General features: G+C 44.3%; 25 protein-coding genes. 20 read left to right on the top strand and 5 right to left on the bottom strand.

Features of this window, described 5'->3' with window-relative positions; translation table 11 throughout:
• Positions 1-149: 149 nt before the first annotated feature.
• The 6 genes from rpmH to HMPREF9243_RS09610 all read left to right on the top strand — a co-directional run bounded on the left by rpmH (position 150) and on the right by HMPREF9243_RS09610 (position 5,174).
• Positions 150-284, top strand: coding sequence for a 50S ribosomal protein L34 (gene rpmH / locus HMPREF9243_RS10430; RefSeq protein ID WP_013669588.1), 135 nt, complete (start codon positions 150-152; stop codon positions 282-284).
• Positions 285-335: 51 nt separating this feature from the next.
• Entirely contained in the window at positions 336-722 is a 387-nt protein-coding gene (rnpA, locus tag HMPREF9243_RS09630) for a ribonuclease P protein component (RefSeq protein WP_013669902.1), read from the top strand.
• A gap of 51 nt (positions 723-773) precedes the next feature.
• Positions 774-1,565 carry a membrane protein insertase YidC gene (gene yidC / locus HMPREF9243_RS09625; RefSeq protein WP_315861759.1) on the top strand — a complete coding sequence of 264 codons (792 nt, stop codon included), beginning with the start codon at positions 774-776 and terminating at the stop codon, positions 1,563-1,565.
• A 15-nt stretch (positions 1,566-1,580) separates the two neighbouring features.
• Positions 1,581-2,588 (top strand): RNA-binding cell elongation regulator Jag/EloR, encoded by a 1,008-nt coding sequence (jag, locus tag HMPREF9243_RS09620; RefSeq protein ID WP_013669971.1) that lies wholly within the window; start codon positions 1,581-1,583, stop codon positions 2,586-2,588.
• Positions 2,589-2,941: 353 nt separating this feature from the next.
• Complete coding sequence (locus HMPREF9243_RS09615; RefSeq protein WP_013669218.1) at positions 2,942-3,859, top strand: 3-hydroxyacyl-CoA dehydrogenase family protein; 918 nt, start codon at positions 2,942-2,944, stop codon at positions 3,857-3,859.
• A gap of 100 nt (positions 3,860-3,959) precedes the next feature.
• Positions 3,960-5,174, top strand: a complete 1,215-nt coding sequence (locus tag HMPREF9243_RS09610) for an acyl-CoA dehydrogenase family protein (protein ID WP_013669925.1) — start codon at positions 3,960-3,962, stop codon at positions 5,172-5,174.
• A gap of 128 nt (positions 5,175-5,302) precedes the next feature.
• Here the strand turns inward: HMPREF9243_RS09610 and rpoN are convergent, their stop codons facing one another.
• Positions 5,303-6,634, bottom strand: a complete 1,332-nt coding sequence (rpoN, locus tag HMPREF9243_RS09605) for an RNA polymerase factor sigma-54 (RefSeq protein WP_013668961.1) — start codon at positions 6,632-6,634, stop codon at positions 5,303-5,305.
• A gap of 130 nt (positions 6,635-6,764) precedes the next feature.
• Between rpoN and HMPREF9243_RS09600 the strand changes: the two genes are divergently transcribed.
• The 6 genes from HMPREF9243_RS09600 (at position 6,765) to HMPREF9243_RS09580 (ending at position 12,050) form a co-directional block, all read left to right on the top strand.
• The gene (locus HMPREF9243_RS09600; protein ID WP_013668881.1) at positions 6,765-7,184 is read left to right on the top strand and encodes a PTS sugar transporter subunit IIA; all 420 of its coding nucleotides are present in this window, start codon (positions 6,765-6,767) and stop codon (positions 7,182-7,184) included.
• Between the two features lie 24 nt (positions 7,185-7,208).
• The gene (locus tag HMPREF9243_RS09595) at positions 7,209-7,703 is read left to right on the top strand and encodes a PTS sugar transporter subunit IIB (protein WP_013669426.1); all 495 of its coding nucleotides are present in this window, start codon (positions 7,209-7,211) and stop codon (positions 7,701-7,703) included.
• A gap of 22 nt (positions 7,704-7,725) precedes the next feature.
• Positions 7,726-8,544, top strand: a complete 819-nt coding sequence (locus HMPREF9243_RS09590; RefSeq protein ID WP_013668493.1) for a PTS sugar transporter subunit IIC — start codon at positions 7,726-7,728, stop codon at positions 8,542-8,544.
• Positions 8,541-9,389 carry a PTS system mannose/fructose/sorbose family transporter subunit IID gene (locus tag HMPREF9243_RS09585; RefSeq protein WP_013669410.1) on the top strand — a complete coding sequence of 283 codons (849 nt, stop codon included), beginning with the start codon at positions 8,541-8,543 and terminating at the stop codon, positions 9,387-9,389. The genes HMPREF9243_RS09590 and HMPREF9243_RS09585 overlap by 4 nt, the downstream gene beginning before the upstream one ends.
• Before the next feature lie 94 nt (positions 9,390-9,483).
• Complete coding sequence (locus tag HMPREF9243_RS10085; RefSeq protein WP_049776785.1) at positions 9,484-9,768, top strand: helix-turn-helix domain-containing protein; 285 nt, start codon at positions 9,484-9,486, stop codon at positions 9,766-9,768.
• Positions 9,723-12,050, top strand: a complete 2,328-nt coding sequence (locus tag HMPREF9243_RS09580) for a sigma 54-interacting transcriptional regulator (RefSeq protein ID WP_395994322.1) — start codon at positions 9,723-9,725, stop codon at positions 12,048-12,050. The genes HMPREF9243_RS10085 and HMPREF9243_RS09580 overlap by 46 nt, the downstream gene beginning before the upstream one ends.
• Before the next feature lie 84 nt (positions 12,051-12,134).
• Here the strand turns inward: HMPREF9243_RS09580 and HMPREF9243_RS09575 are convergent, their stop codons facing one another.
• From HMPREF9243_RS09575 to HMPREF9243_RS09565, 3 genes are all read right to left on the bottom strand, one after another.
• On the bottom strand, positions 12,135-12,809 hold the full coding sequence (locus HMPREF9243_RS09575) for a PepSY domain-containing protein (RefSeq protein WP_013669124.1): 675 nt from the start codon (positions 12,807-12,809) through the stop codon (positions 12,135-12,137).
• 194 nt (positions 12,810-13,003) lie between these two features.
• The gene (locus tag HMPREF9243_RS09570) at positions 13,004-13,327 is read right to left on the bottom strand and encodes a putative heavy metal-binding protein (protein WP_013670123.1); all 324 of its coding nucleotides are present in this window, start codon (positions 13,325-13,327) and stop codon (positions 13,004-13,006) included.
• A 158-nt stretch (positions 13,328-13,485) separates the two neighbouring features.
• A complete protein-coding gene (locus HMPREF9243_RS09565; protein ID WP_013669442.1) occupies positions 13,486-14,700 on the bottom strand; it encodes an AI-2E family transporter in 1,215 nt (404 codons plus the stop codon).
• Positions 14,701-14,919: 219 nt separating this feature from the next.
• Between HMPREF9243_RS09565 and HMPREF9243_RS09560 the strand changes: the two genes are divergently transcribed.
• Both HMPREF9243_RS09560 and HMPREF9243_RS09555 read left to right on the top strand, forming a co-directional pair.
• Entirely contained in the window at positions 14,920-16,713 is a 1,794-nt protein-coding gene (locus tag HMPREF9243_RS09560; RefSeq protein ID WP_013669118.1) for a heavy metal translocating P-type ATPase, read from the top strand.
• 237 nt (positions 16,714-16,950) lie between these two features.
• Positions 16,951-18,321: an FAD-dependent oxidoreductase gene (locus tag HMPREF9243_RS09555; RefSeq protein ID WP_013669627.1), complete on the top strand. Its 1,371-nt coding sequence runs from the start codon at positions 16,951-16,953 to the stop codon at positions 18,319-18,321.
• 307 nt (positions 18,322-18,628) lie between these two features.
• Here the strand turns inward: HMPREF9243_RS09555 and HMPREF9243_RS09550 are convergent, their stop codons facing one another.
• The gene (locus HMPREF9243_RS09550; protein WP_013668483.1) at positions 18,629-19,951 is read right to left on the bottom strand and encodes an HlyC/CorC family transporter; all 1,323 of its coding nucleotides are present in this window, start codon (positions 19,949-19,951) and stop codon (positions 18,629-18,631) included.
• A gap of 434 nt (positions 19,952-20,385) precedes the next feature.
• Here HMPREF9243_RS09550 and HMPREF9243_RS09545 point away from each other — a divergent pair, with 434 nt between their 5' ends.
• The 6 genes from HMPREF9243_RS09545 (at position 20,386) to HMPREF9243_RS09520 (ending at position 25,992) form a co-directional block, all read left to right on the top strand.
• Positions 20,386-21,117 (top strand): energy-coupling factor ABC transporter permease, encoded by a 732-nt coding sequence (locus tag HMPREF9243_RS09545; RefSeq protein ID WP_013669558.1) that lies wholly within the window; start codon positions 20,386-20,388, stop codon positions 21,115-21,117.
• Positions 21,118-21,405, top strand: a complete 288-nt coding sequence (locus tag HMPREF9243_RS09540) for an energy-coupling factor ABC transporter substrate-binding protein (RefSeq protein ID WP_013669736.1) — start codon at positions 21,118-21,120, stop codon at positions 21,403-21,405.
• An 89-nt stretch (positions 21,406-21,494) separates the two neighbouring features.
• Positions 21,495-22,172 (top strand): cobalt ECF transporter T component CbiQ, encoded by a 678-nt coding sequence (gene cbiQ / locus HMPREF9243_RS09535; RefSeq protein WP_041706316.1) that lies wholly within the window; start codon positions 21,495-21,497, stop codon positions 22,170-22,172.
• A gap of 78 nt (positions 22,173-22,250) precedes the next feature.
• Positions 22,251-22,994 carry an energy-coupling factor ABC transporter ATP-binding protein gene (locus tag HMPREF9243_RS09530; RefSeq protein WP_111872432.1) on the top strand — a complete coding sequence of 248 codons (744 nt, stop codon included), beginning with the start codon at positions 22,251-22,253 and terminating at the stop codon, positions 22,992-22,994.
• Positions 22,995-23,181: 187 nt separating this feature from the next.
• A complete protein-coding gene (mnmE, locus tag HMPREF9243_RS09525; RefSeq protein ID WP_013669006.1) occupies positions 23,182-24,582 on the top strand; it encodes a tRNA uridine-5-carboxymethylaminomethyl(34) synthesis GTPase MnmE in 1,401 nt (466 codons plus the stop codon).
• 423 nt (positions 24,583-25,005) lie between these two features.
• Entirely contained in the window at positions 25,006-25,992 is a 987-nt protein-coding gene (locus HMPREF9243_RS09520; RefSeq protein ID WP_013669580.1) for a helix-turn-helix domain-containing protein, read from the top strand.
• Positions 25,993-26,158: the final 166 nt, after the last annotated feature.

Here is a 26,158-nt window from a genome sequence, read left to right as displayed (position 1 = left end):
GACTGCTGGGGAGGCTGTGTTTTTTAGAAAAAGATTAGTCAGTTGGTGAATTTTTTTTAGATTTCTATTGATCTTATTTCAGTTGTTCGGTATAATGTGAAAGATTGTTATTAGATATAACCATTCCCATATCATAGGAGGTGTCATTCATGAAGAGAACTTATCAACCAAATAAACGTCGTCGTCAAAAGAAACATGGCTTCCGCAACCGTATGAGTACAAAAAATGGTCGTCACGTTTTAGCGCGTCGTCGTCAAAAAGGCAGAAAACGACTTTCAGCATAAGACCACAAAGCGCTGTGGTCTTTTTTTATTTAGTGTCGAGGAGGGAATACAATGCGTAAAAGCTACCGGGTCAAGTCAGAAAAAGATTTTAGCTTGGTTTTCCACCAGGGAGACAGCAAGGCGAACCGGCAATTTGTAGTCTACTCCATCGAAAAAGAGCAAAAACATTTTCGGGTTGGACTCTCTGTGGGGAAAAAGATCGGCAATGCGGTGACCCGCAACCGGGTGAAACGGTTAATCCGCCAGGCACTGACCGAATTAAAACCCTATATTAAAAGCAATGTCGATTTTATCATCATTGCCCGTAAGCCAACTAAGGACATGACCCAGGCACAGGTCAAAGCCAGCTTGATCCACGTGATGCGCTTACAGGGTCTCTTCCACACTGACCCGTCTAGGCCAGTAGAAAGAAAAGAGAGGGCAGAAAGTGAAAGTTAAACAAAATAAAAACACCTGCTAGCTCTGGGATTGCTCTTAGTAGGAATCCTGGTGCTTAGTGGGTGTGCCAGAGCCGGTGGTATGGAGCCGATTACAGCTGATTCCACGGGCTTTTGGGATCGTTATGTGCTTTACAACCTATCACAAATCATTATTTGGTTATCAGGAGTCTTTGGAAATAGTTACGGGATGGGGATTATTGTCTTCACTATCCTGGCCCGCCTCCTCTTAACCCCGCTCTACAGCTTACAGATGAAGAACACGGAGAAGATGCAAAAGATGCAGCCTGAACTTCGGGCCCTGCAAGAGAAGTATGCTTCCCGTGATGCCGAGACCCAACAAAAACTCCAAGAAGAAACCGCTAAACTACAAGAAAAGTATGATACCAACCAGTTTGCTGGCTGCTTACCCCTGTTAATCCAACTCCCGATTCTGACGGCTCTCTATCAAGCCATTAGTCGGACCGAAGCCTTAACCAACGGGCATTTCTTATGGATGGAATTGGGTAAGCCAGACCCTTATTTCATCTTACCGATTATTGCTGCGGTATCGATTTGGTATTCTACCCACCTGAGTCAGATCGCTTCGGGGATTAAGTCTGGGTCAATGACAGCCATGCAATACGTTATGCCTGTCTTTATTTTCTTTGTTATGATGAACTTACCGAGTGCTTTGGCCTTATACATGGCAACAGCCAATGTCTTTACTATTGGGCAAACCCTATTGATCAATAACCCTTATCAAAAACAAAGGGCACGCCATGAAGAAGAGGCTAAAGAAAAGGATTTGGAACGGCGCTTAGAGAAAGCCCGTCGTAATCCACGAGGTAAAAAGCGTAAGTAATAAGGAGCATGGAATATGAAATTAGAAACTTATCAAGGTGCTAGTGTTGAAGAGGCCATTGCAGCAGCTAAAGAAGGGCTCCAAGTCAGTGACATCTCGATGGAAGATGTCAAAGTCCTCCAAGAGCCTAAAAAAGGGTTCTTTGGTTTTGGTAGCCAACCGGCCATTATTCAAGTCAGCCTAGCTGATGGTGAACCCAGTGTTGATGAGATTGTGGCTGAAGTCGCTGTTGAAGCAGAAACAGTCACTGATCCAGTAGCTGATACAGCGCCGGCCACTACTGAAGTGGTCGAAGAAGCGACTGTGGTTGAAGCGCTCGATGATAGCCAAAGTGCTGCCAGCCAAGCGACTAGTGAATTAAGCAGTGACAGCCAAGTAGCGCATACACTCGATAGCCAAAGCGCTAGCCCATCTGATGTAAGTGACAGCGCTGAATTAGAGCCAGTGGCGAGTCAAAGTGAGCCAGCCAGCGAATCAGTAGCAACTGACTACTCAACAACTGACAGTCAGTCCCAAGACGCAGACTATGAAGAAGATGAGGAAGAAGAAGCAGAAGACTCTTCTTATCCTTTCGACTGGGGTGTTGAAGATGTGGCCCATTATCTCATCGATGTCATGGAAGCCTACCTGGTGGATGTGACCATTGATGTTGAAGATATGGATGATTTGATTATCTTCCATATTAATACCGATAAACCGGGCTTAGTGATTGGTAAGCATGGTAAGATTATCAATTCCTTAGAAACCCTGGCTCAGATTCTCACCCATTCCCATGTCCGTAAACGTGTAGCTGTTGAAGTGAATGTGGGCGACTACCGGGAACGTCGCGAACAAACCTTGGAAAAATTGGCGGAAAGAACCGCTGATCAAGTGACCGTGGAACGTGAAGACGTCACCTTGAGTCCCTTACCAGCGCGTGAACGGAAGATTATTCACCGCTGCCTATCCAAATACAGTCATATTAAAACTCAGTCCCAAGGCCGTGATCCCCATCGTTATATGGTCGTATCCTATAAGGACTAGTAATATGGTAAGAAGAACTCCAGTGTCTGATGGCGCTGGAGTTTTTTTGGTTCTTTAATAAATAATGCTAGTAAGCATTCGTTTAGTACAAAAATTGTATAAATACGCCTTTCAGAGGAGCGATGAGTCAAAAAATAAGATATTTATTTTTTGGCTTTTTCTTTATGTTTATTTTTTATCAAGGCTAAGAGAGGGCTTGTGAAATCACTTTACCTGACCATCTTGGCTTAATTATAGTGCTTTTAATGGCTAGATAAATAATAACTGCACAAGCATATAACTAATAAAGCGCTTACATTTTTGCTACAATACTTGTGAAGATAATAAATCCAAAGAAAGGAAGTGTTGTTTCTATGTCAGAGATCAAAACAATTGGAGTGATTGGAGCCGGCTCAATGGGGGCAGGGATTGCCAACGTGTTTGCTTCCAATGGTTATCAGGTGATCTTAAGAGATATTGAAGACAAGTTTGTCCAAGGGGGGATAGATCGGATTAGTAAATTCCTCGATGGAAGTGTGAAACGGGGGAAATTAGATGAAGCGGGCAAGGAAGAAGTTCTTAGCCGCATCATTGGAACCACCGACCTCAAGGACTTCAAAGATGTGGACTTCGTGGTTGAAGCCGTTCTAGAAAAGATGGAGCTCAAACAAGAAGTCTTTAAAGAAGTGGAAGGCATTGTCCGTGATGACATTGTCCTAGCGACCAATACTTCTTCTTTATCCATTACTGAAATTGCCAGTGCCTTAGAAGACCCGAGTCGTTTCGCGGGGATGCACTTCTTCAACCCACCACAAGTGATGAAGTTAGTAGAAATTATCTATGGCTATGAAAGCAGTGATGAAACAGTTGCTGTGGTGAGAGAAGTCGCTGAAAGTATCGGTAAAGAAACCGTGACCGTGCATAAAGACTCCCCAGGTTTCATCGTTAACCGGATCATGATCCCGCAAATGATTGAAGCCATCAAGGTCTTAGAAGAAGGCATTGCCACCCCAGAAGACATTGACAAGGCCATGCGCTATGGCTTAAACCACCCCATGGGCTCGCTTGAACTTCAAGACTATGCCGGTGTTGATATTGGTTACTATGTCATGGAATACTTCGAACAAGAGTATGGGGACCCCCGCTGGACCCCACCAGTAACCATGAAGAATATGATGCGGGCTGGACGCTTTGGTAAGAAAGCCGGCAAGGGCTTCTACGACTACGATGAAGATGGCAAGCAATTACCTTCTGAACAAGCTAAAAACCAAGAAAAATTACAAAGAAAATAGTGAGATGACCAAAGGCCCAAAAGCGCTAGTCTTGGGAAAATTAATATCTCCCAGCCGCTTAGAGGGCATGTGAGCGAATCAAAGGACAAGGAGAACGATTATGGTTAAAGAGTCTAGAGCAGACATTGATGCAGTTGAAAAAATGTTTTATTCCGACCTTTATAACTATGCCGAAGATTTAACCGATGGGGAAAGAAAAGTCCTAAAAGAGGTCGAAAAAGTTCTGAAAGAGGATATCTATCCCGTCCTCGATGAACACTGGGACAAGGCAACTTTCCCACTGGAAGAAATGCAAAAAATTATTGATATTGACCTTATTCAAAACCCTAAATTATTAGAAGGGCGTGAAGATGGGACCATCAGCCAACTCTTCCGGGGCTTCCGGGCTTATACCCTAGCCAAAACGGACCCGGTGATTGGGACCTTCTATACCTCTAATGGGGGCTTGTTCCACGAATGTGTCAAAATTGGGGGCAGCAAGGAACAACAGGAAAAACTTATGCCAGGCGTCCTCAGCTGGGAAGGTAAGGGTGTCTTAGCCATGACCGAACCTGAACACGGGTCTGATATTGCTGGTGGGATGGCAGCGACCGCTAAACGGGAAGGCGACACCTGGATTCTGAATGGTCATAAGAAATGGATCGGTGGCGGGACCCTAGCTAAGTGGCACGCTTTCTTTGCCCGTGATGTGGACGATGGCCAAGTGAAGATGTTCTTTGTGGAACGGGAAAGTGAGGGGGTCGAAACCTTCAACACCGAACCCAAAGCCTTCTTCCGGATGATGCCTAATGCGGAAATTATTTATACTGACGTTAAAGTGCCTGAGTCCCAACGAGCGCAAAATGTGAACTCTTGGAAGGACGCAGCGAACATCCTTCGCAACACCCGGTCTGACGTAGCTTGGTTACTGGCAGGTGCGACAGCCGGGGCCTTTGAAGCAGCCTTGAAGTACACCCGGGAACGGGAAGCCTTCGGTAAGACTGTGGCCAGTTTCCAATTGATCCAAGAAAAATTGTCCCGCATGGCCATGAACGCCCAAGCTACCCTAGCGATTGCAGTCAGATTAGCCCAACAACAAGAACGTGGTATCTATAAAGAAGAGAACTCTTCGATGGCTAAGATGCATAACGGCTACCGGGCTCGTGAAAATGCGGCCCTAGCTCGTGAAGTTTGTGGCGGTAACGGCATCCTCTTGGAATACGATGTCCCACGCTTCATGGCAGATATTGAAGGAATGTACACCTATGAAGGGACCCACGAGGTTAACTCCCTCATTATCGGTCGTTACTACACTGGCCAACAAGCCTTTATCTAAAGTTTTCGATAATTAAGCGCTGGGCTAAAACTTAGCCGAATAATATAACAAGACGAAAAAAGTGTCTCTTTCACTGTTGAGTGAGGGAGGCACTTTTTGTTTGTCGATAAATTACCTTAATAAGCTTGTTATGTCTGATTTTTATTTTCCTGGGCGAGCTTTTGTCGTTTTCTCCTTCGTGCCCCAGGAATGCCCATGGCTTGGCGGTACTTGGCCACAGTCCGGCGGGCGAGGTAATAGTTGTGGAGGGCTAAATGATCACTAATGGCTTGGTCGCTGAGGGGATGGTGGGGGTATTCCTGATCAATGATTTGGCGAATGAATTTTTCTGCTTGTTGTCGGGTTAGGGCTTCGCCATTGACGGAAACTTTTTTAGCTAGGAGGTCGTGGAAACTCAAGATCCGCTGATTATATTGCAAGTATTTGTCCGTAATGGCCCGGGAAATGGTCGATTCGTCGTAATTTAGCGTTTGAGCTAGTTCTTTTTGTGACAGGGGGCGGAGTTGTTTTTCTTGCTGATTTAAGTAGGCGGTTTGGTATTGGACCAGGTATTGGCTAATTTTTAGGAGCAGTTGGTCTCTTTTCTTGAGTGAGAAGACCAGCCAGTCGAATTCTCGCTTTTTTTCTTTGAGATAGGTAAGAGTTTCCTCATCAGGGCTTTTGGCTGTCATGGCTTGGTAGTAATCTTGCTTAAAGCTTATTTGGGGGAGGTAGTCCTTAGAAACTTGAAAGCTTACTTCCCCATTTTTTGCCTTCACAATAATATCGGGCAGGGTGTAAGCAGGGATATCATGAGAAAAATTACGAGCTGGCCGAGGTTCCAGACTTTGAATCTGTATAAAGCCTGCTTCTACCTGGTCTAGAGGGATGCTTTCTTGCTGAGCGATTTTGTCAAAGTTTCCCTGGGCCAGGTCTTCTAAGTGATCATTGATTAAGGCCTCCACTAATTGCCCGTCAGGAAGGGCCTTGGCCTGTAAAGCTAGACACTCTTGTAAATTACGGGTGCCGATGCCTTTGGGTTCTAGGCTTTGCAGGATACTTAAATAAGTTTCTAATTCAGCTTGACTCCAAGCAAAGAGTTGGCGGGTGGCCTGGTCTTCCTTGCAGTAGTAGCCGTCTTGGTCCATTTGACCAATTAAATAAGTAATTTGCCGTTTTTCATAGGCAGATAAAGACATCCCACTGACTTGCTGAATCAGGTACTCATCCAAGGATACAGCATTGGAATCAGCCAAAGTATCTGCTAAAGAATAGTCGCTCGTCTCATGAGTAAAGGAGGCTTGGACTTCTTGATTTTCACTAATCTCGATAAAAGGGTTGCTTTCATAGTAATTGTTCAATTCGCTGATTAAGTCGACTTGGTTCTTTTGTAAGAGTCGGCTGGCATGGACCAATTGAGTTTTGACATAGGGGGATAATTTTTCTTTGATCTTTTGCTGGGTGCGATAATTGATAGCCATAAAAGAACTCCTTAAACACTAATAAGTGATTATAAACACTATAGCAATCTTTGTTTATTATTATACCAGGAAAGTTTTGGCATATAAATTGCTATATATAAAGTAAGAGATTGAGAAAGGAGGTCAGTTGATGACCAAGAAAATATTAATTGCTTCTCACGGACACTTGGCATCGGGTTTTAAATCGTCAATCAAGATCCTTACTGGTCTAGAAGACCAAGTCCAAGTGATTGATGCTTATGTCACGGATGAAGATTATAGCAGTCAAATTGACCAATTTTTAGCCGATATTGAGGCCGAAGACCAAGGCATTATCTTTACAGATATTTTTGGAGGTTCGGTTAACCAACGGGTCGTTTCCAAGTGTTTACATAGTGATAAGGCCAAGCAGGTCTATGTGATCAGTAATGCTAACCTAGGCGTTATCCTGAGTGTCTTACTTTCACCTGAAGCCGTGAGTGAAGCCAGCTTACACACCGCAATTGAAGAAAGTGCTGTTAAATTAGTTCAGTTAGAAGCTGAGGAGTCCGATGACGACTTCTTTGCTTAAGCCAATAGAATGGAGATTTTTACAATGATTACCCAAATTCGTGTTGATGACCGCTTAATCCATGGCCAAGTTGCTGTGGTGTGGACCAAGGAATTGAATACTCCTTTAATTATTGTGGCTAATGATGCTGCAGCCAATGATGAAATTACCCAAATGACCTTGAAGATGGCTGTGCCAGAAGGCTCTAAATTGTTGATTCGTTCAGTCGCTGACGCCATTAAAGTTTGCCAAGATCCTAGAGCCGCTGATCGAAAATTATTCGTGATTGTCAATAAAGTGTCGGATGCCTATCAAATCGCCAAAGCCGTTGAGAATATTGAAGCCGTGAATGTGGCCAATGTCGGCCGTTTTGACCAAACGGATCCTGCTGAAAAGGTTGCTCCTTTTTCCAGTGTGCAATTGAACCCATCCGAATTACAAGCAGCTAAAGATCTTTCTCAACTGAAAGTAGATAGTTTCCACCAAGTCTTACCAAGTAATACCAAGAAAGATCTCGCTGAAGCCTTAGCAAGTCTATAAAAATTTAGAAAGGAATTGAATTATGCTTACTTATGCAATAATTGCCTTTTTCATTGTCTTCTTCTGTTCATCAGTCACTTACTTGACGGGTCAATCCATGATCGAACGGCCCTTAGTGGTTGGTTTGGTGACGGGCTTATGTATGGGAGACATGACAACAGGTATTTTAATCGGGGCTGCCTTAGAAGCCGTCTTTATGGGTAACGTCAATATCGGTGGGGTGATTTCCGCTGAACCGGTTACCGCGACTGCTCTGGCCGTAACCTTTGCTATTATTTCTAATGTTGAACAACAAGCTGCCATTACCTTAGCCATCCCTATTGGTATGTTAGCCGCTTTCGTAGTGATGTTTTTGAAGAACGTCTTTATGAACATCTTTGCTCCCGCCCTGGATAAATTTGCCAGAGAAAATAATCAAAAAGGCATCGTCTTCCTGCATTACTTTAGTTTCGTGGTCTACTTCTTTATCCTAGCTTCCATCACCTTTATCGGGGTTCTTGCCGGAAGTGGTCCGATTGAGCAATTAGTGAATAATATCCCTGAAGCCTTAATGAATGGTTTGAAGGCTGCTGGTGGGCTCTTACCTGCTGTAGGTTTTGCCCTCTTAATGAAACTCTTATGGAATAATAAATTAGCTGTCTTCTACCTACTCGGTTTTATTCTAACCGCCTACTTGAAATTACCAGCTGTTGCTGTTGCGGCTCTTGGATTTGTGATCTGTCTAGTCAGCGCTCAACGTGACTTAGAACTGAACGAATTAAGAAGTTTACGACAAGCAACGTCACCAAGCAATCATTTTGAAAGCAGCGATCAAGCAGAGGAGGATGACTTTTTCTCATGAAATTATTAGGTCAAAAAAAGGCGCAAAGCCCTGAAGAAATTGAAGATAAAAAGATGTTGCGGTCGATGTTTTGGCGGTCTTGGACCATTAATATGAGTCGGACCGGGGCCTACCAATACCACGCCATTGGTTTGATTTATACCCTCTTACCTGCCATTAACCGTTTCTATAAAACCGATAAAGAAAAGGCGGATGCCTTGGTACGTCATACCACTTGGTACAATGCCACTATGCACTTGAATAACCTGATTACTGGGATCGTTGCCGCTATGGAAAGATCCAATGCTGAGTCCGATGACTTTGACCCTAACTCCATTACCGCGGTAAAAACCTCCTTGATGGGACCAATCTCAGGGATTGGGGACTCCTTCTTCTGGGGGATTTTACGGGTGATTGCCGCAGGGATTGGGATATCCATTGCTTCGACGGGTTCCCCTTTGGGAGCTATTATTTTCCTACTACTGTACAATATTCCAGCCTTCCTAATTCATTACTATATGCTAGATATTGGTTACTCGCTCGGCACCAACTTTATCCGCAAGGTTTATGAATCTGGAGCCATGAAAGTCATTACCAAAGCTTCTTCCATGCTTGGATTGATGATGGTTGGGTCGATGACGGCTTCCCATGTTAAATTTAAAACCACGCTATCGGTTGCCGTTAATGGTGGTGGTGACCCGATTTTGATTCAAGAATACTTAGACCAACTCTTTAAAGGCTTAGTCCCCATGGCTGTAACCTTATTAGCCTTTTATTTAATCCGGAATAAACGGGTCAATGTTAACTGGATTATGCTAGGAATTATTCTCCTTTCAGTCGTTCTGGGGCTTTTAGGGGTTGTATAATATTGAATTTTATCTTTTAATAGATAGTGTGATAAAAATCACAAGATAAGAGGCTGCGACTACACGTAGCCTTTTTTAGAGCGAGGTAGTTATTGTGAAAAAAGACATCCAAAAAGAATTAATGAATATCCTTTTACAGCAGTCCCAGCCCTTAAGTACTAAAGCTTTGAGTGAGGCGATTGGTCGCAGTCGGTCCTTAACCAGTAATTATCTCAATAATTTAGCCAAACTCGGCAAGGTAGACAAGTCCGATTCGCGCCCTGTTTATTGGTCTTTAGCTGTTCAAGACCAGCATCTAGCAGAAAGCCAGGAGCAGGTTGATTATTTTTCCCAATTTATTGGGAGTCAGGGTTCGGTCAAGGAAGAAATAAAAAAATAAAAGCAGCTGTCAATTACCCACCCATTGGTTTGCCGATTTTATTAAATGGAAATTCTGGGGTAGGCAAGTCGTTTTTGGCTCAATTGATTTATAAACAACTCCATGCCCTGAATAAGTCTTGTTCCCAACGTTTTACCGTCTTTAATTGTGCGGACTATGCCAATAACCCGGAGTTAATGTCTTCACTCTTGTTTGGTCATGTGAAGGGGGCCTTTACTGGGGCCGACAGTAAACGGGATGGACTCTTAAAGACTGCTGACCAGGGTCTCTTGTTTTTAGACGAGGTTCACCGCCTCTCTTATGAGAACCAAGAGAAGCTCTTTCAGTTTCTAGATAAGGGCTATTTCCGCCCCCTGGGTGAGGAAAATGAGGAAGTTTATTCCAAGGTGCGTTTGGTCCTAGCCACTTCTGAGGACCCTGAGAAAGTTCTCTTGCCAACTTTTTATCGGCGGATTCCCTTAACCATTAAACTTCCCGATTTTCATCAAAGACCCTATGATGAGCGGATTAAGTTAGTGGAAACCCTCTTTCGCAAGGAGTCCAAGCGCTTGGACTTACCCATTAAAATTGACATTGGCGACTTTGAATTTCTCGTGAATCAAAAATATCCCGGAAATATCGGCTCGCTCTATAATAATATTCAATTATTATGTGCCCAAGCCTTTGAATACCAGGAAAATTCGGATTTTCTCTTGATTTCAAACCAAGATCATATTAACCATGTCTTAACTATAGATGCCAAAGAAGGAACGTCTAAACGCCAAGAAGATATTGAGCAATTGATTATTAAACCCTTACAGAAGGTCTTTGACCAAGAGTCGATTTATAGTGTCCGCTCGGATTTTATAGGTTTTACCCAAGACCACTTAAATAATATCGAACAGTCTAATTTGGAACCGGTGATTCTCTATCAGACCTTGGTGAAGTCCTGCCAAGACATTTTAGGAAAAAATATTATCGCTGGTCATGTCGAAACTTTTATTCGTTTTTATAGTTCCTATCAATCTTACCTGCAAGAAATTACTTTACCTAGTTCTATTAAAAAGCAAATCCTTGCCGGTTATTCGAGAAGCTATTCCTTGGCCAGGGAACTCTGTAAAGGGCTTGATCCCAAGGCTTATAAGAACTTGGTCTGGTATTTAAGCCTCTTGCTCTTGGATGCAGTCAATGAAAATCTTGCCTACCATGCCCTATTAGTGGCCCATGGGGATTCGACGGCTTCCAGCATCCAAAAGGTGGCCAACCAATTAAATGACAATTATATTTTTGATGCCATTAATATGCCTTTTTCCGCTTCAGTGCATGATGTTATTGCTCGGGTCAAGGAGTGGATGGATGACCATCAAACTTTGTCGGGGATCATTATGTTGGTGGATATGGGGTCACTGACGACCCTCTATAAGGGGTTGAAACCGGAAATTCGCGGGGAGCTTTTTGTCATTAACCAGCTAAGCACTGCCTTGGCGCTAGAAATTGGTAATTACTTGATCCAAAAACGTTCAATGACCGATTTTATTGAAGAAACCGAGGGCAAATTTTCACCTAAGGTACAGTTCTTTGAAGGTTTTGATATTCAAAAGAATATTATTATTTCCAGTATTTCTGGAGAAGAACTGGCTGAGGGAATGGCTGATATTTTGAAAAAGTATTTGAAGCCTAATATTAAAACCATCGTGATGAACTATAATGAGCTCCTTCATTTAATTCACCAGCAGGATATCAATGAAAATTACTTTGATGCCACTTATTTTGTCCTAACCACCACGCCCTTGGATTGCCAAGGACGGGTCAAAAATGTGAATTTATTGGAACTCTTAGAAAATGATTTTGACAATCTAAGTACTTATTTTAAAGATATTGTGGCTCTAACCGACCTTCAAGTCTTATTTAAGGACTTTCTCAAGTTCTTTTCTGTGGAAGGTTTGTCATCACGTTTGGAATTCTTAAATCCGGAAGTTATTATTACCCAAGTAACCGTGGTGATTGAAAAGATTGAGGACCGTTTTCAAATTGAGCTCCCGCCTAAGATTAACTTTACCTTGACTATGCATTTGGCTTTGATGATTGAACGGATTATTTTAGAACCAGTGGATTATGAGCTTTCCGTTGATATTCACCAATTACGTTTAAACGATAAACCTTTCTATAACTATCTCAATACCATACTCTACCCTTTGAAGCAGTTCTACCGTATTGAGGTTAATGATTGGGAAATTTATAGCATCTATGCCATGTTAACCAGCTACCAGGAAAGTCAAAAAGAGAAAGGCTATTCCAGTTAATTATTTTCGGTATCATTTAAAAGCAAAGACCAAGTAAAAAGAGCCTGGGACAAAAGTCCCAGGCTCTTATTTTTTATTTATTGATTACTTGTTTATAATTTCTCCGCTGCTTGCGTTAACATCCACGTCATCGACGTTAGTGAGGTCGACTTCGTAGTGGATGACACCGTTGTCATCGACAGAGAGTTCCCAGTTCTTGACTTTTTCGCCTGGGTGTTCAGCGAGGGCCTTTTCCATGGCTTCTTTTGGTGTGATTAAGCTGGTGACTTCGAGTTGTTTCGTTTCGTCATTGGCTTCTTTTTCAGCTTCTACCTTCAAGACTTCACCAGTATCTGGGTCAATGTGCATGTCCCATTCATTTTCCGCGTTGTAGCCTTGGATTTGATAGGTATGTTTGCTGAATTCTTCTTCGTAGTCAAATTCAATTTCTTCGATCTTCACGTCTTGGGCGCCGGTTTCTTCGTTAAATTTATTCACGGCATCTTCGATAGAGACGGCATATTCTTTGTTTTCAATGCCTTCTTGGTCTTGGCTGGATTGATTGGATTCAGCTTGGTCCTTATTGTCTTCCTTAGACTCTTGCTGGTCTTGGTTTTCTTCTTGAGAAGCCGTTTCTCCCTTGGTTTCTTGAGAAACTTCTTGGCTACTTTCATTTGGGTCAGTGTTGGCTTTATCTCCCCCATCATTGGCTTGGCCACAGGCAGCTAGGGTAAAGATGCTGGCTAGACTAACTAATGAGATTTTCAATTTTTTATTCATTGAATCGTCCTCCTCAAAATGCTTTTATATGATTGACATACTTTAAGCTTAGGTGAAATATTGATAAACTACAAATGTAAACGCTTCATTTTCTAGATTCTTAAAGTCTCCTTAATAAAAAACAGAGAAAAACTTAGAGTTTCTCTCTGTTTCGAAGGGAATGGTTTATCGATTGTCTGCTACAGTCGACTGACTTAATCACTTAAGCTTACTGCGGTGCCACTGCAGGTGACCATGAGTATGCCATTATTAGCGCCTAGGGTTTCATAGTCCATCTTGACGCCCACCACAGCATCAGCGCCCAGGTCTTTGGCCCGGTCAGCCATTTCTTGGAGGGCTTCTTCGCGCGCTTGGGTCAGTTCTCCTTCGTAACCCTTGGACCGACCGCCAAAGACATTACGAAAACCAGCGCCCATATCTTTGAGCAGGTTGACCCCTGTCACCACTTCGCCAAAGACAATGCCCTGGTAGCTAGTGATGGTCTTGCCTTGGATGTTTGGTGTTGTTGTAATAATCATGATAAGCCTCCTTAGTAAATAATGAAAGCGTTTTATATCTATCACTATTTTATCACTTTGCTTGTCGACATAGTATAGGAAACCGCAAAAAAACCGTCCCCATTTTTATTCTAGGGGAACGGTTTCTTATCAAAGTTGAGCTAAATTTCTCTGATCGGTTAGTTTAAGCCCTCTTCATTGGCTAAGGCTTGGATACTGAAGTCATGCTGGCGGGCCAGTTGGCTAGGAGCTTTGATTTCTTGGTCGTCAGGAGCTTGGGCTTTGGCTTCACGGTAGTTGACGTCAAATTTAAGGAGACGGTAGCCGGCAGAAGCAATCGGCACCCCGATTAACATGCCAGCGACCCCCATTAAACCGCCACCGACCGTAACTGCGATCAAGACCCACATGCCAGGCAGTCCCAGGGAATTGCCGACCACTTTAGGATAGATCAAGTTCCCTTCAATTTGTTGGACCACTACGATAAAGACCACAAAGAGCAGGGCCTGGACCGGGGAATGCATGAGGATCAAAAGAAAACCTAAACCACCAGAGATATAGGCCCCCAAGAGTGGGATAATGGCCGTCACGCCGGTGAGGACCCCGATCATGCTGGCGTAAGGGAAGCCAAAGATCCACATGCCAAAGCCAACCATACAGCCCAGGATAGCAGCTTCGACGACTTCGCCAGCGATAAAATTATAGAAGGCATCATTGGCCATGGCGAGGACATAGTGGATTTGGTTATAACGCTTGTCCTTTAAATAAGCCTTGGTGAGCCGATGGAATTGTTGACCCAGTCTTTCTTTGGACATCAAAATATAGAAAGTAATGATGATAGCAATAAAGATGGTAACGATCCAACTGGCGACTGAAGTGACAGCGCCAATGGTTGACCCAATTAAACTCGAGGTGAGTCCTTGGGCAAAGCTGACGGTGCGCCGGACCATGTTTTGCCAGTTGAGGTCCAAGTTCCCCATATAGGAGACAATTTCCGGATAGAGGTCCTCGTAACGCTCTAGGAGTCGATCGAGACTTTGGAAGAGGCGGGGGAGGATCTCCATGAAGTTGGTCACTACAGCCACCAATTGGGGAATAATCAAGCCCAAGGTGAGGGCGATAATGGCCAGAATCGTTAAGAGGGCCAAGACAATGGCGATGGGGCGGCGGATTTTGGCCAGCCAGTCCTTATCGGCATGGGGCCAGAGATACTTCTCATAAAGTGACATTAAAATATTGACCACATAGGCCATCATGGCCCCTAAAGTGATCGGATAGGCAATCGACCAGACTTGGCCCAGCCAGGAGACGATGGTTGACCAGTTGAGGACAATTAGGCAGAGGGCAATGACGCCTAGTCCCAATGATAACCATTGTTTGCGGTTAAAATGCACAAAGTTAACCTCCTTTATTGGTTAAAGATTGAATATTTTTTGGCATAAGTTTACTTTAACAAATTATTGGCTAGAAGTCTTAAGAAAAAAGCAAAGTCGGCACTCTTTTTGGCCCTTTGGAAATATTTTGTAAAAATAAGATTTATCACTTTAGAAAAATTCTAAACTAGTGTATACTAAGCATACAAAAGCAAGATGATTAACAAGGAGGAAGAAAAAATGACTGATTTTCAACAGTTCATCGTGACCTTGGTCACTGGAGCAATCGCCCTCTGCCTACAATTTCTGATGGGGCGGGAGACCATGGCTTTTTGGGTGATTGCGATTTGGGGGATTATCATGGCCCTCATTTTGGCTAAGGACATGATTGAAACCCTAAAGGATGGCTACTATGGGGTAGATATCCTGGCCATTACCGCTATCCTAGCCACTCTAGCTGTGGGGGAACACTGGGCCAGTTTAATGATCTTAGTGATGATGACTGGGGGAGAATCCCTGGAAGCCTATGCTACCCAACAAGCCAGCCGAGAACTGGAAGCCTTACTGGAACATTCCCCCCAATTTGCCCACCGGATTAATACCGACAGTTCGGTAGATTCCGTCCCGGTGGAAGAGATTCAAGTCGGCGACCAAGTCAGGGTCCGTCCCAATGAATTGGTGCCTGTGGACGGAGTCATTGTCCAAGGGGAGACCTTTGTCGATGAATCGTCCTTGACCGGTGAATCCAAGCCGGTAGAGAAAGGCGTGGGCGACGAACTGATGTCAGGGTCTATTAATGGGGAGGCCAGTCTGACTTTCGAAGTGAAGAAGGCTGCTAAGGATAGCCAGTACCAACGTTTAGTGGCCCTGGTGGAGAATTCTAAGGAAGAGCCCGCTCCCTTTGTCCGCTTAGCTGACCGTTATGCGGTACCTTTTACCATTATTGCCTATGTCATTGCCTTTATTGCCTGGTTTGTCTCAAAAGACCCAGTTCGTTTTGCGGAAGTCCTAGTGGTGGCTTCACCTTGTCCCTTAATTATCGCCGCTCCGGTGGCTATTGTCGGGGGGATGAGTAATTCCAGCCGCAATGGGATTGTCATGAAATCAGGAACCAGCTTGGAAAAACTCGACCAAGTCAAAACGGCGGCCTTTGATAAAACCGGAACCATTACCCAGGGTTCTTTAGCTGTTGATGATATCCAAGTCCAAGGGAGATTTGAGGTGGATCATATTCTCCACTATGCAGCTAGTGCCGAACAATCCTCTACCCACGTTTTGGCCCGGTCCTTAGTGGATGCCGCTCAAAAACAGGGTCTGGACCTTAGTCCGGTTAACCACTTAGAAGAAGTGACTGCTGCTGGGGTTAAAGGCCAAGTGGACAGTAAGGAAGTCAAGGTGGGTAAAGCTGACTTTGTCGGGGCTGAGAAGATCACTGACGGCAAGACCAATGTCTATGTGTCCATTGACGGTGCTTATGCGGGTCGGATTACCTTTAACGACCAAATCCGTCCCGAAGCTCCAGCGACCATCCATGAATTAGAAAGCTTGGACCTGGACCGTATTATCATGCTGACCGGTGATGATGAAAATATTGCCCAAAGGATCGCTCACAGCGCGGGGATTGAAGAAGTCCATGCCAACTTGCTGCCGGAAGATAAGATTAACCTGCTCAAAGACCTAAGGGAAGACTTCCGTCCAGTGATGATGGTGGGGGACGGGGTTAATGATGCCCCAGCCCTGACTGTAGCAGATATTGGGATTGCTATGGGCGCCCACGGGTCAACCGCTGCCAGTGAATCGGCAGATGCGGTAATCTTGAAGGATGATCTCTCCAAGGTGGCCCAAGCAGTTAAAGTTGCCAAGCATACCCTGAAAGTCGCCAAGCAAGCAGTGATCTTTGGGATCGTAACCTCAATTATCCTAATGTTAATTGCCTCCACCGGTGCCATCCCCGCCCTACTCGGAGCCATTCTCCAAGAAGTTATGGACCTCATAGCTATCTTCTATGCTCTACGTGCCCGCATGCAGGTTTAAGGATTGTGATAAAGGATCAGGGAGGATAAGCCTTGGAGGAGAAAAAGATTGAGAAAGGAATGATGTGGCTAATTTTCGCATTTATCTTTCATTCACCTGCTCTACTTGCCTAGATCGATTGAATCTATCAATGAATGAATAAATAAACGAAGTTAACCATGGTCTCATGATTTTATGGAATTTTAGTTTATTAATTTTTGACAATTAATGAAAGAAAAAATAAATGGAGGTATATCAATGAAATACGCTATTGTTGGTACATCGCATGCTGGTTATGAAGCCGCTCAAACGATTCTTGAGGCGCAACCAGATGCAGAAATTAATTTATATGAAGCAGGTTCAACCGCTTCCTTCCTATCCTGTGGGATTCAATCCTACTTAGAAGGCGAATCTGAATCTTTAGATGACTTACATTACGCTAATGAGGCTTCATATAAGGAACAAGGCATAAATATTATGGTCAATACCGAAGTCGTTTCCTTTGATGGCGACGCTAAGACGGTTACCGTTAAAACCCCAGAAGGTGAACGGACCGATGACTATGACAAGTTAATCCTCTCCCCTGGTGCCATCCCAACCCCTCTACCTGTTGACGGCGTTGACGCTGAAAATGTCTTTTATCTCCGTGGTCGTGACTGGGCACAAAAAGTTCATGACCGTATGGAAGACGCTAAGAGAGTCGTTGTTGTCGGTGGTGGTTACATTGGGATTGAAGCAGCTGAAGCTTACGCCCTAGCAGGAATTGACACCACAGTCATTGACTTCCAAGACCGCATCTTACCCACCTACTTAGATGAAGAATTTACTGATATCTTAACCAAGAATGCTGAATCTCACGGTTTAACTTTCCATGGTGGTGAAGGGGTTCAATCCTTCGAAACTAAGGATGGTAAAGTCAGTGCAGTCGTTACTGACAAGAATACATATGAAGCTGACACCGTGATTGTTTCTATCGGTATTAAACCTAATACCAAATGGTTAGAAGGTTTAGTTGATATGGACCAAAAAGGATTTATTGAAGTCAATGAAAAACATGAAACTTCAGTAAAAGACGTTTACGCTGCTGGGGATGCTACCCTAGTACCATTTAGCCCAACAGGTAAGAAAGTTTCCTATGCTTTAGCTTCTACCGCTCGTCGCCAAGGTATTGTCGCAGCTAAAAATGCTTTAGGTGAAGAAGCAACCATCCGTCCAGTCTCAGGGACTTCTGGCCTACACTTATTCGACTATGAATTCTCTACTTCAGGGATCAAAGATTCCAACGCTGACTGGTATGATGGTGAAGTGGACAGTAAGTATGTCACCGCCCGCTTACGCCCAACTTTCTTTACTGAATTAAATGACGACAATAACACCGTCTACATGCAAATCAACTTTGACAAAGAATCTCATGTTGTGCTTGGTGCCCAATTCATGTCAAAAGGCAGTGTTGGCGAATTAGGTAACATTATGTCAGTTGTCATTGATCATAAGATGACTTTAGAAGAACTTGAAGCCCAAGACTTCTTCTTCCAACCAGAATTTGATGGCCCATGGCATCCAATTAACGTCTTAGCAATGCAAGCTTTAGGACGTACCTACGGATCCGATAAAATGTTATTTATGTAATTGCAGTAAAATGATTTAAAAAACTCCTTCAATAAGACCCGCCCAGAGATTGATCAACAGTCCTTGGGCGGGCTTTATTTTGACAGTAGCTAACTAGATAAAGAAGTTATCTTGAGTCTTGGGCAACGAACTAGCTCTTTTTGATTTTAGGTAATAAAAAAGACGCGCTCAGGCGTCTTTTCTTCTACTCTTTCTATAATGGGAGGAGAAAGATAGAAATAATGTATCTATTTACTACGGTTTTATATTAAGCCATAATTGTGAAGAACTTGTGAACAAACTGGGAAGAAACTAACAAATCTCTTAATTATTCTTCTTTGTCATGGTCACTTTCTTCATACTGAGCGGCTTGGCCGACGATCTCATCTTCGGGGAGGCGTTGGGCATCTAACTTGCCGACTCTTTGCTTGTCCTCTTCAACCACTTCAAAGACCCAGGCGCCAACGGCAAAATGGTCGCCGAGTTCAGGTAGCTTACCAAGATAATGGGTGGCAAAGCCGTTGATAGTGTGGTAGAGGTTGGCTTCCTTGAGGGGAAGTTGGAGGAGGGGTTGGCTCTTTTCAATCGCGCAGCCTCCGCTGAAGATATAGTGTTGGCCTTCTTCCAAAACTTCGATATCTTGGGTGACCACATCGTCTTCGTCCCAGATTTCCCCCACTAATTCCTCTAAGACATCTTCCATGGTAACGATCCCAATCATGCCCCCGTGTTCATCACGGACAACGGCCATATGGATTTGTTTGGCTTGCATTTGCCGCAAGAGGGTGGCGAGTTTCATATTTTGTGGGATGGAGAAGGTATCCAGTAGGAGACTGTTTAAGAGAATCTTCTTCTCGGGATGTTTGAATTTTTCCCGCAAATAGCGGTTGAAGTCGCGTTCGTGGAGGACACCGAGGACATTGTCGATGTCTTCTTCATAGACTAAGAGCCGGGAATAGGGTTGGTTTTCAAAGATGGCTTCAATTTCTTGGTCACTGTCCGAAACATCGATGGCTTCAACATCGATCCGCGGGGTAATGATGGCGGAGACTTCCCGGTCATCGAAGCGGATGGCGGCCTTGACTAAGCGTTGTTCATCGTGCTCAATGCTGCCGCCGACCCGGGCTTCATCCACCATGGACAGCAATTCTTCTTCACTAATACCTTCTTGGGCCTCCAAGGGAAAGAAGTGTTGGACCATTTTTTGCCATTGGTTAACTAACCAGACTAGGGGTTTGAAGAGCCACATGATAGCCCGTAGGTAGGGGGTGGAGAACTTGGCAAAGGGTTCAGGAACAATCTTGGCGATCAGTTTGGGGGTGATTTCTGAGAAGAGCAAGAGGGTCACTGTGGTAAAGACCGTGGCAATGGTGGCGCCATATTCAGGAATCAACTCCATAAAGATCACTGTCGCAATGGAAGAAGCGGCAATATTAACGAAGTTATTACCGATTAAAATCGTCGATAATAAGGAATCAAATTGATTTTGTAAGTCTAGGGCTTGTTTAGCGCGGTCGTCACCCAATTCGGCTTCATTCTGTAAACGAATCGAAGACGCTGAGGTGAAGGCCGTTTCCGATGATGAAAAGTAGGCCGATAAGATTACACAGACTAAAAAGATGATTATGCTGACAAGAAAACTGTCATCCATAGATGAAATTCCTCCTAAATTTTATTACTACTATCATAGCACAAAGCCTGGGCTAGTCCTATTGATAGCCTAGAAAAATTCTAAAAATTGAACCGGTTAGGAGCTTGCTTTATTTTAATAGAATATAAAGTTTATTTGTCTTTAGAATTCTTCTAATCTTGTGAAAAACATTGCAAGCCGACTAGATCTGGGGTATAATCTTCGCGTAGCTACAAGATCTTGGGTAAGGCAGTGACTTCGCCGAGCCACATTGAGTAAAGAAAATAAGTTCAGGACTAGTTTCATGAGTGACTATTGCTGGGATGATGACCAGCAGCTTTCACAAGGACTTGGGGGTCAAGGCTTTTGCGACTAGTCCGCTTATTTCTGACCTTTTTTCCCATGGGGGTTGTTATTGTTAGGCATTTTAGTGTATCAAAAAGGAGAAATTTTTAATGCATTTATCTAAAAGTCAAGCCCTAAAGTTATTTCTAGCGGCTTTCTTGTTTTTATTAGTGGCCTTTTCTGAACCTGCCCACGCCATGCACATTATGGAGGGTTACTTGCCACTGAAATGGGTAATCATTTGGTTTGCGATTTTCATTCCCTTCTTCTGCTACGGGGTTTACCAAATTAAGGAAAGCGTCAAAAAAGATAGTAAAAATAAGGTCTTATTAGCCCTCAGTGGTGCCTTTATCTTTATCCTATCTTCCTTGAAAATTCCATCCGTGACTGGGTCAACCTCCCATCCTACGGGTGTCGGTGTGGGGACCTATTTATTTGGACCTGGGGTGATTAGCGTTTTAGGGACTATCTGTCTCTTATTCCAAGCCCTCTTCCTAGCTCACGGTGGTTTAACCACACTGGGTGCCAATGCTTTCTCGATGGCGGTTGTAGGACCATTTGTTGGTTACGCCGTTTACCGTTTAGGCGAAAAAATCAACCTTCCAAGTAGTGTCAATATTTTCCTCTGTGCAGCCTTAGCTGACTTGGCCACCTATATGACCACCTCCTTCCAATTGGCTTTGGCTCACCCTGATCCTGCCTTAGGGGTCTTTGCAGCAGCTATGAAATTTATGGGCGTCTTTATGATTACCCAAATTCCTCTAGCTATTGTTGAAGGGCTACTTTCCGTGGTAATGGTGAATATGATTAACGACACCGTCTTGAAAGAGGTGAAGAAATAGATGAAAAAGAAAAATTTATTACTCATCTTATTAGCCCTATTAATTATGTTTATCCCCTTGTTTACCATTGATGGTGAATACGAAGGTTCCGATGGTGGGGCTGAAGAATTGATTGGGGAATTAGACGAATCCTATACTCCTTGGTTTGAACCCATCTTTGAACCTGCTTCCGGTGAAATTGAAAGTTTACTCTTTACCTTACAAGGAAGCATTGGGACCGGGATTATTTGTGGGATCGTTGGATACTATTTAGGCAAGAATAAAGGCCTAGACCAAGGTAAGAGATAAACCAGTTAAGTGTATTCTCAATAAAGAAGCTGAGGTTCTGTGCTCAGCTTCTTTTAAAAAGCAAATGATTAGTGAAAAGGTGTGATGTTATGGGGATTGATCGTTATACCTATCAATCCAAGTGGGCTAAGAAGTCCGGCAAGTTTAAGTTTGCTTTTTGGCTCTTGGGGATTCTAGTGGCCTTTTCGGGGTGGAATAGCTTAGAAGTGGTCTATACCCTCCTGATCATGACTCTTACCCTCTATCTGGTGCCTATTAGGCTAAGGACCTACCTGAATTTATATATTGGTCCGGTTCTGTTTTTGGCCTTTTCTAGCCTGGCCTTGTTGGTGTCTGTTAGCCAAGAGCCCGCTCTTTTTTCCTGGTCCTTATCACTGGGAGATTATTACCTGGGGCTGTTAAGTGGTCAGTTTTCCTATACCTTGACCCTAATTATTAGGGCTTTGACAGCGATCACGGTGACTTTTTTATTTACCCTGACTACGCCACTAAAGCAGATCTTACAATTGATGAAGCAAGCCCACATCCCTTATGTGGTGATTGAATTGGTCCTCTTGATGTACCGTTTTATCTTTGTCCTCTTAGACGATGTGGTGGTGGTCTACCAGGCCCAAAACTTGCGCTATGGCTACTCCCACCCTAGAGTGTCTATTCATTCCCTGGCCTTACTGGCTAAGGTAGTTTTCGAGCGGTCATTGTATCGCTTTACGGAAATGACTGACACCTTAGATTTGAAACTCTACCAGGATGAATTTTACCTGGATTAGTTTAATGTACAAAAATGGGGCTAGAAATGGCTAGGGTATAAGGATTTGTAGGCTTACAAAATAATAAGTGAGGATGAAATGATGTTAAGTGTCAAACACCTATCTTTTGCCTACCAAGGGCATACCGTATTTGAAGATATTTCTTATGATTTTTCCAAGGGCCAGGTGATCGGTCTGATGGGGGCCAATGGGACCGGAAAGACCACCCTGATGCGGATTTTAACTGGTCTGATTCCGGTGGAGAAAGGGATGGTGCTCTTCCAAGGCCAACCCCTCTCCTATAAGAAGAAGGCCCTCTACCAACTTCGCCAAGCGGTCAATATGGTCTTTCAAGACCCCAACCAACAGCTCTTTTACCCCACGGTTCAAGACGATGTGGCCTTTGCCCTCCATAATTTAAAGCGCGACCCGGCTGAAATAAAAGACCGGGTGGCGAGTGCCCTCAAGGCCCTGGCGATCGATCACTTGGCTAGCCGCCCGATTCAAACTCTTTCCTATGGGCAAAAGAAGCGGGTGGCTTTGGCGGGAATTTTAGTGATCCAGCCCGCTATGATCCTCTTGGATGAACCCACTGTGGGGCTAGACCCGGCTGGGGTGAAAGACCTGACTAAAATCATCCAAGACTTGGTCAAACAGGGCCATCGTTTCTTGATCTCAAGCCATGACATGGCCTTTCTCTACCAGCTCTGTGACCAATATTTGGCCATCGCTGATAAGGGCATTGTGGCCCAAGGGGATAGTGAGGCGGTCTTTAAGTCCCAGGCCTTTATGGAAAGTATTGGCCTAGAACTCCCCTGGCAAGTCCGACTCCTCGACGAGTAAAGCTGGTTATTGGACTCAGAAATTGGATGCTAACAGTTTACATTTAGGCCCCTAGCCCTTATAATGCTGGTGTAGTTACTAAGAAAATAAATCATTAAGACAGTCAAAGTGTCGTTTCTGCAGGATAAACTGGGCAGAAAAGGCACTTTTTTATTGAGTTTAAGGACTTGTGAAGAGGGGTAATTTTATGTTTACTGAAGGTTTTGATACCATTGCTGATACCATTGCTGCGATTTCAACGGCACCGGGGGAAGGCGCGATTGGGATTGTGCGCTTGTCAGGCGACCAAGCTCTAGCCATTGCCGATACCGTCTACCAAATGGGGACCAAGCAACTGGCCAACCAGGATTCCCATACTATTCATTATGGCCACATTGTTGATCCGCAAAGCGAACAAGAATTGGATGAGGTCATGGTCACTGTTTTGCGCGCGCCTAAGACCTATACCCGCGAAGACATTGTCGAAATTAACTGCCACGGGGGTATGGTGGCCACTGACCGAATCTTGCAATTGGTTCTGAGGGAAGGGGCGCGGATGGCGGAGCCGGGGGAATTTACCAAGCGGGCCTTTCTCAATGGCCGAATTGACTTGACCCAAGCCGAAGCGGTCCAAGACATGATCCGGTCGAAAACGGACCGGTCCATGGACCAAGCCATGAAACAATTAGATGGGAAATTATCCACTAAAATCTCTACTCTACGGAATCGGATTTCGGACGCCATGGTCCAAGTGGAGGTCAACATTGACTATCCGGAATACGAAGAAGAAGAGATGACTCTGGAACTTTTAGACCAAACCGCTGATACTATCCAAGCCGAATTACAAAGGTTACTCACGACGGCTAAGCAAGGCAAGATTCTTCGTGATGGGATTGAAACGGCTATTATTGGCCGGCCCAATGTGGGGAAATCCAGCCTCTTGAACCATCTCTTACGTGAAGACAAGGCCATTGTGACCGATATTGAAGGGACTACCCGCGATACGATTGAAGAATATGTCAACTTACGGGGCGTGCCACTGAAATTAGTCGATACGGCTGGGATTCGCGATACCGAAGATGTCGTCGAAAAGATTGGGGTAGAACGGAGTCGTAAGGCCATGGAAGAAGCTGACCTGGTGCTCTTAATCCTCAACCAAAGTGAACCCTTACAGGCGATGGACCGGGAACTCTTAACCATGACTAAGGACTCCAATCGGATTATTCTCTTGAATAAGACTGATCTCGACCCGGCTTTAAGCCTTGACGACCTGGCCGACTATGCTGATAAGGAAGAGATCATCAAAACCTCGATTACTCAAGACCAAGGGGTGGATGACTTGGAAGAAAGAATTTCTCAGCTCTTCTTCTCGGGCCAAACCGGCGACCGGGATGCTACTTATGTATCCAACACCCGCCACATTGACCTCCTCCAAAAAGCCAGCCAAGCCATTGCTGAAGCCAAGGAAGCCATTAGTCTGGGCACGCCCGTTGATTTAATCCAAATCGACTTTAACCGGGCCTTTGAATTTCTCGGCGAAATTACCGGAGAAAATGCCCCTGATGAATTGATTACTAAACTCTTTAGTCAATTCTGTTTAGGGAAATAGTCTATGAGAGTGTGACAAGCGCACCAAAGACCAAGACCTCTGGAGCAAAAAGGCGAAAGAATTTGCGTAGAGAATTCGTCGCCTTTTTGTGAAGAGGACGCTTGCTCTGCGCTTGGAACACGTTTTGATTAGAGAATTCGTATTTAAAAAAGGGGCTTTTTTAATGGCTGAAGCTATCTCCAACTGCCGTCATGCTTTTGAATAAGTACATTCAAAAGAGAAAATTTTTCATTTAACATTTTCACTCTCATCCAAGTTCAAAAGCTTGATTTGACAGCTTTGCAACCCCCAGTTGCGCCAATGATCTGGACTGGTGCTAGCTGCCCTTAGATAAATCACCTATAATTAAGACAAAGAAAGGGGTAGGCGTCGACCGCTTTCAATAAAAAAATAATGAACTTTCATTGAAAGGAAGTGGTTGGCATGATTTTAGCCGACAAGATTTTACATTTGAGGAAACAGGCAGGCTGGTCCCAAGAAGAACTGGCCCAACAATTAAATGTTTCCCGGCAATCGATTTCTAAATGGGAGCGGGCCGAAGCTATTCCCGATTTAGAGAAAATATTAGACCTTGCCCGAATTTTTGGAGTGACCACCGATTATCTGATTAAAGATGAATTAGACCAAGTAGACTATAGTGCGGGTGATGAGGGTCCCTTAGAGGCTGGCCTCCCCAAACTATCGATTGAAGAAGCCAATGCTTTTATCGCTGCTCGCTTGAAAGGGGCCCATAGGTTAGCTTTGGGTGCTTTCCTCTGTATCCTAGCTGGGGTCCCGATCACGGTTTTGGGGATATTAAGTGAAGGCCAGGGTTGGTTTCATGTCCAGGGTCAAATATCGATTCTCGGGATCTCCTTGACCTTGGCTATTGTAGCCATTGCCGTCGCCCTGTTTGTAAAGAATAGCCAAGACTTAAAAGCCTACCAATTCATTTGTGAGGGACAATTTACCCCAGCTTATGGGGTCAGTGGCTTGGCCAGTGAAGGGCTCAAACGCTACCAAGCCTCCTACCAGCGGGGCTTAGTTTTAGGGATCTCCTTTTGTATCTTGTCGGGGATCCCGCTCCTATGGGGGTCGATTAGTGAAGAAAATACCTCTCTGGCTCTGGGCTTCACTTTGACCCTTGTCCTTGTTGCTTTGGGCGTCTATCAACTCGTCAAGGTAATCAGCCGCAGAAACACTTTCCGCTACCTCTTACAAGATGAAGACTTGCTAGGCGAACGTGGCGACCGGGAGCTGGACGATCAAATTGATCGTTATATGGAAATTTACTGGCCCTTGGTCCTGGCCATCTACCTGGGCTATAGTTTTTGGACCCATGACTGGGGTCGGTCCTGGATCATCTTCCCAGTCGCGGGACTCCTCAGTGCAGTCCTAGAAAATCTGCTGAAAGTAGTTTTGAAAGATTAAATAAGCCTTAATTCCTAATTTCCCTATTTTACAAACCTTGCTTTTCCTGTTATAATCTGTCAGGAAATTAAATAGCTAGACAGTCAAAGTGTCTTTCCGTCTCGATTTAAGGGGCGGAGTGGACACTTTTTTAGTGCTTATCGAGTGACGACTGCCTGGTTAAAGG

Origin of the sequence: Aerococcus sp. Group 1 (assembly GCF_000193205.1) — a bacterium.
Classification (GTDB): domain Bacteria; phylum Bacillota; class Bacilli; order Lactobacillales; family Aerococcaceae; genus Aerococcus; species Aerococcus urinae_A.
This window is presented reverse-complemented; position numbering and strand designations above follow the sequence as displayed.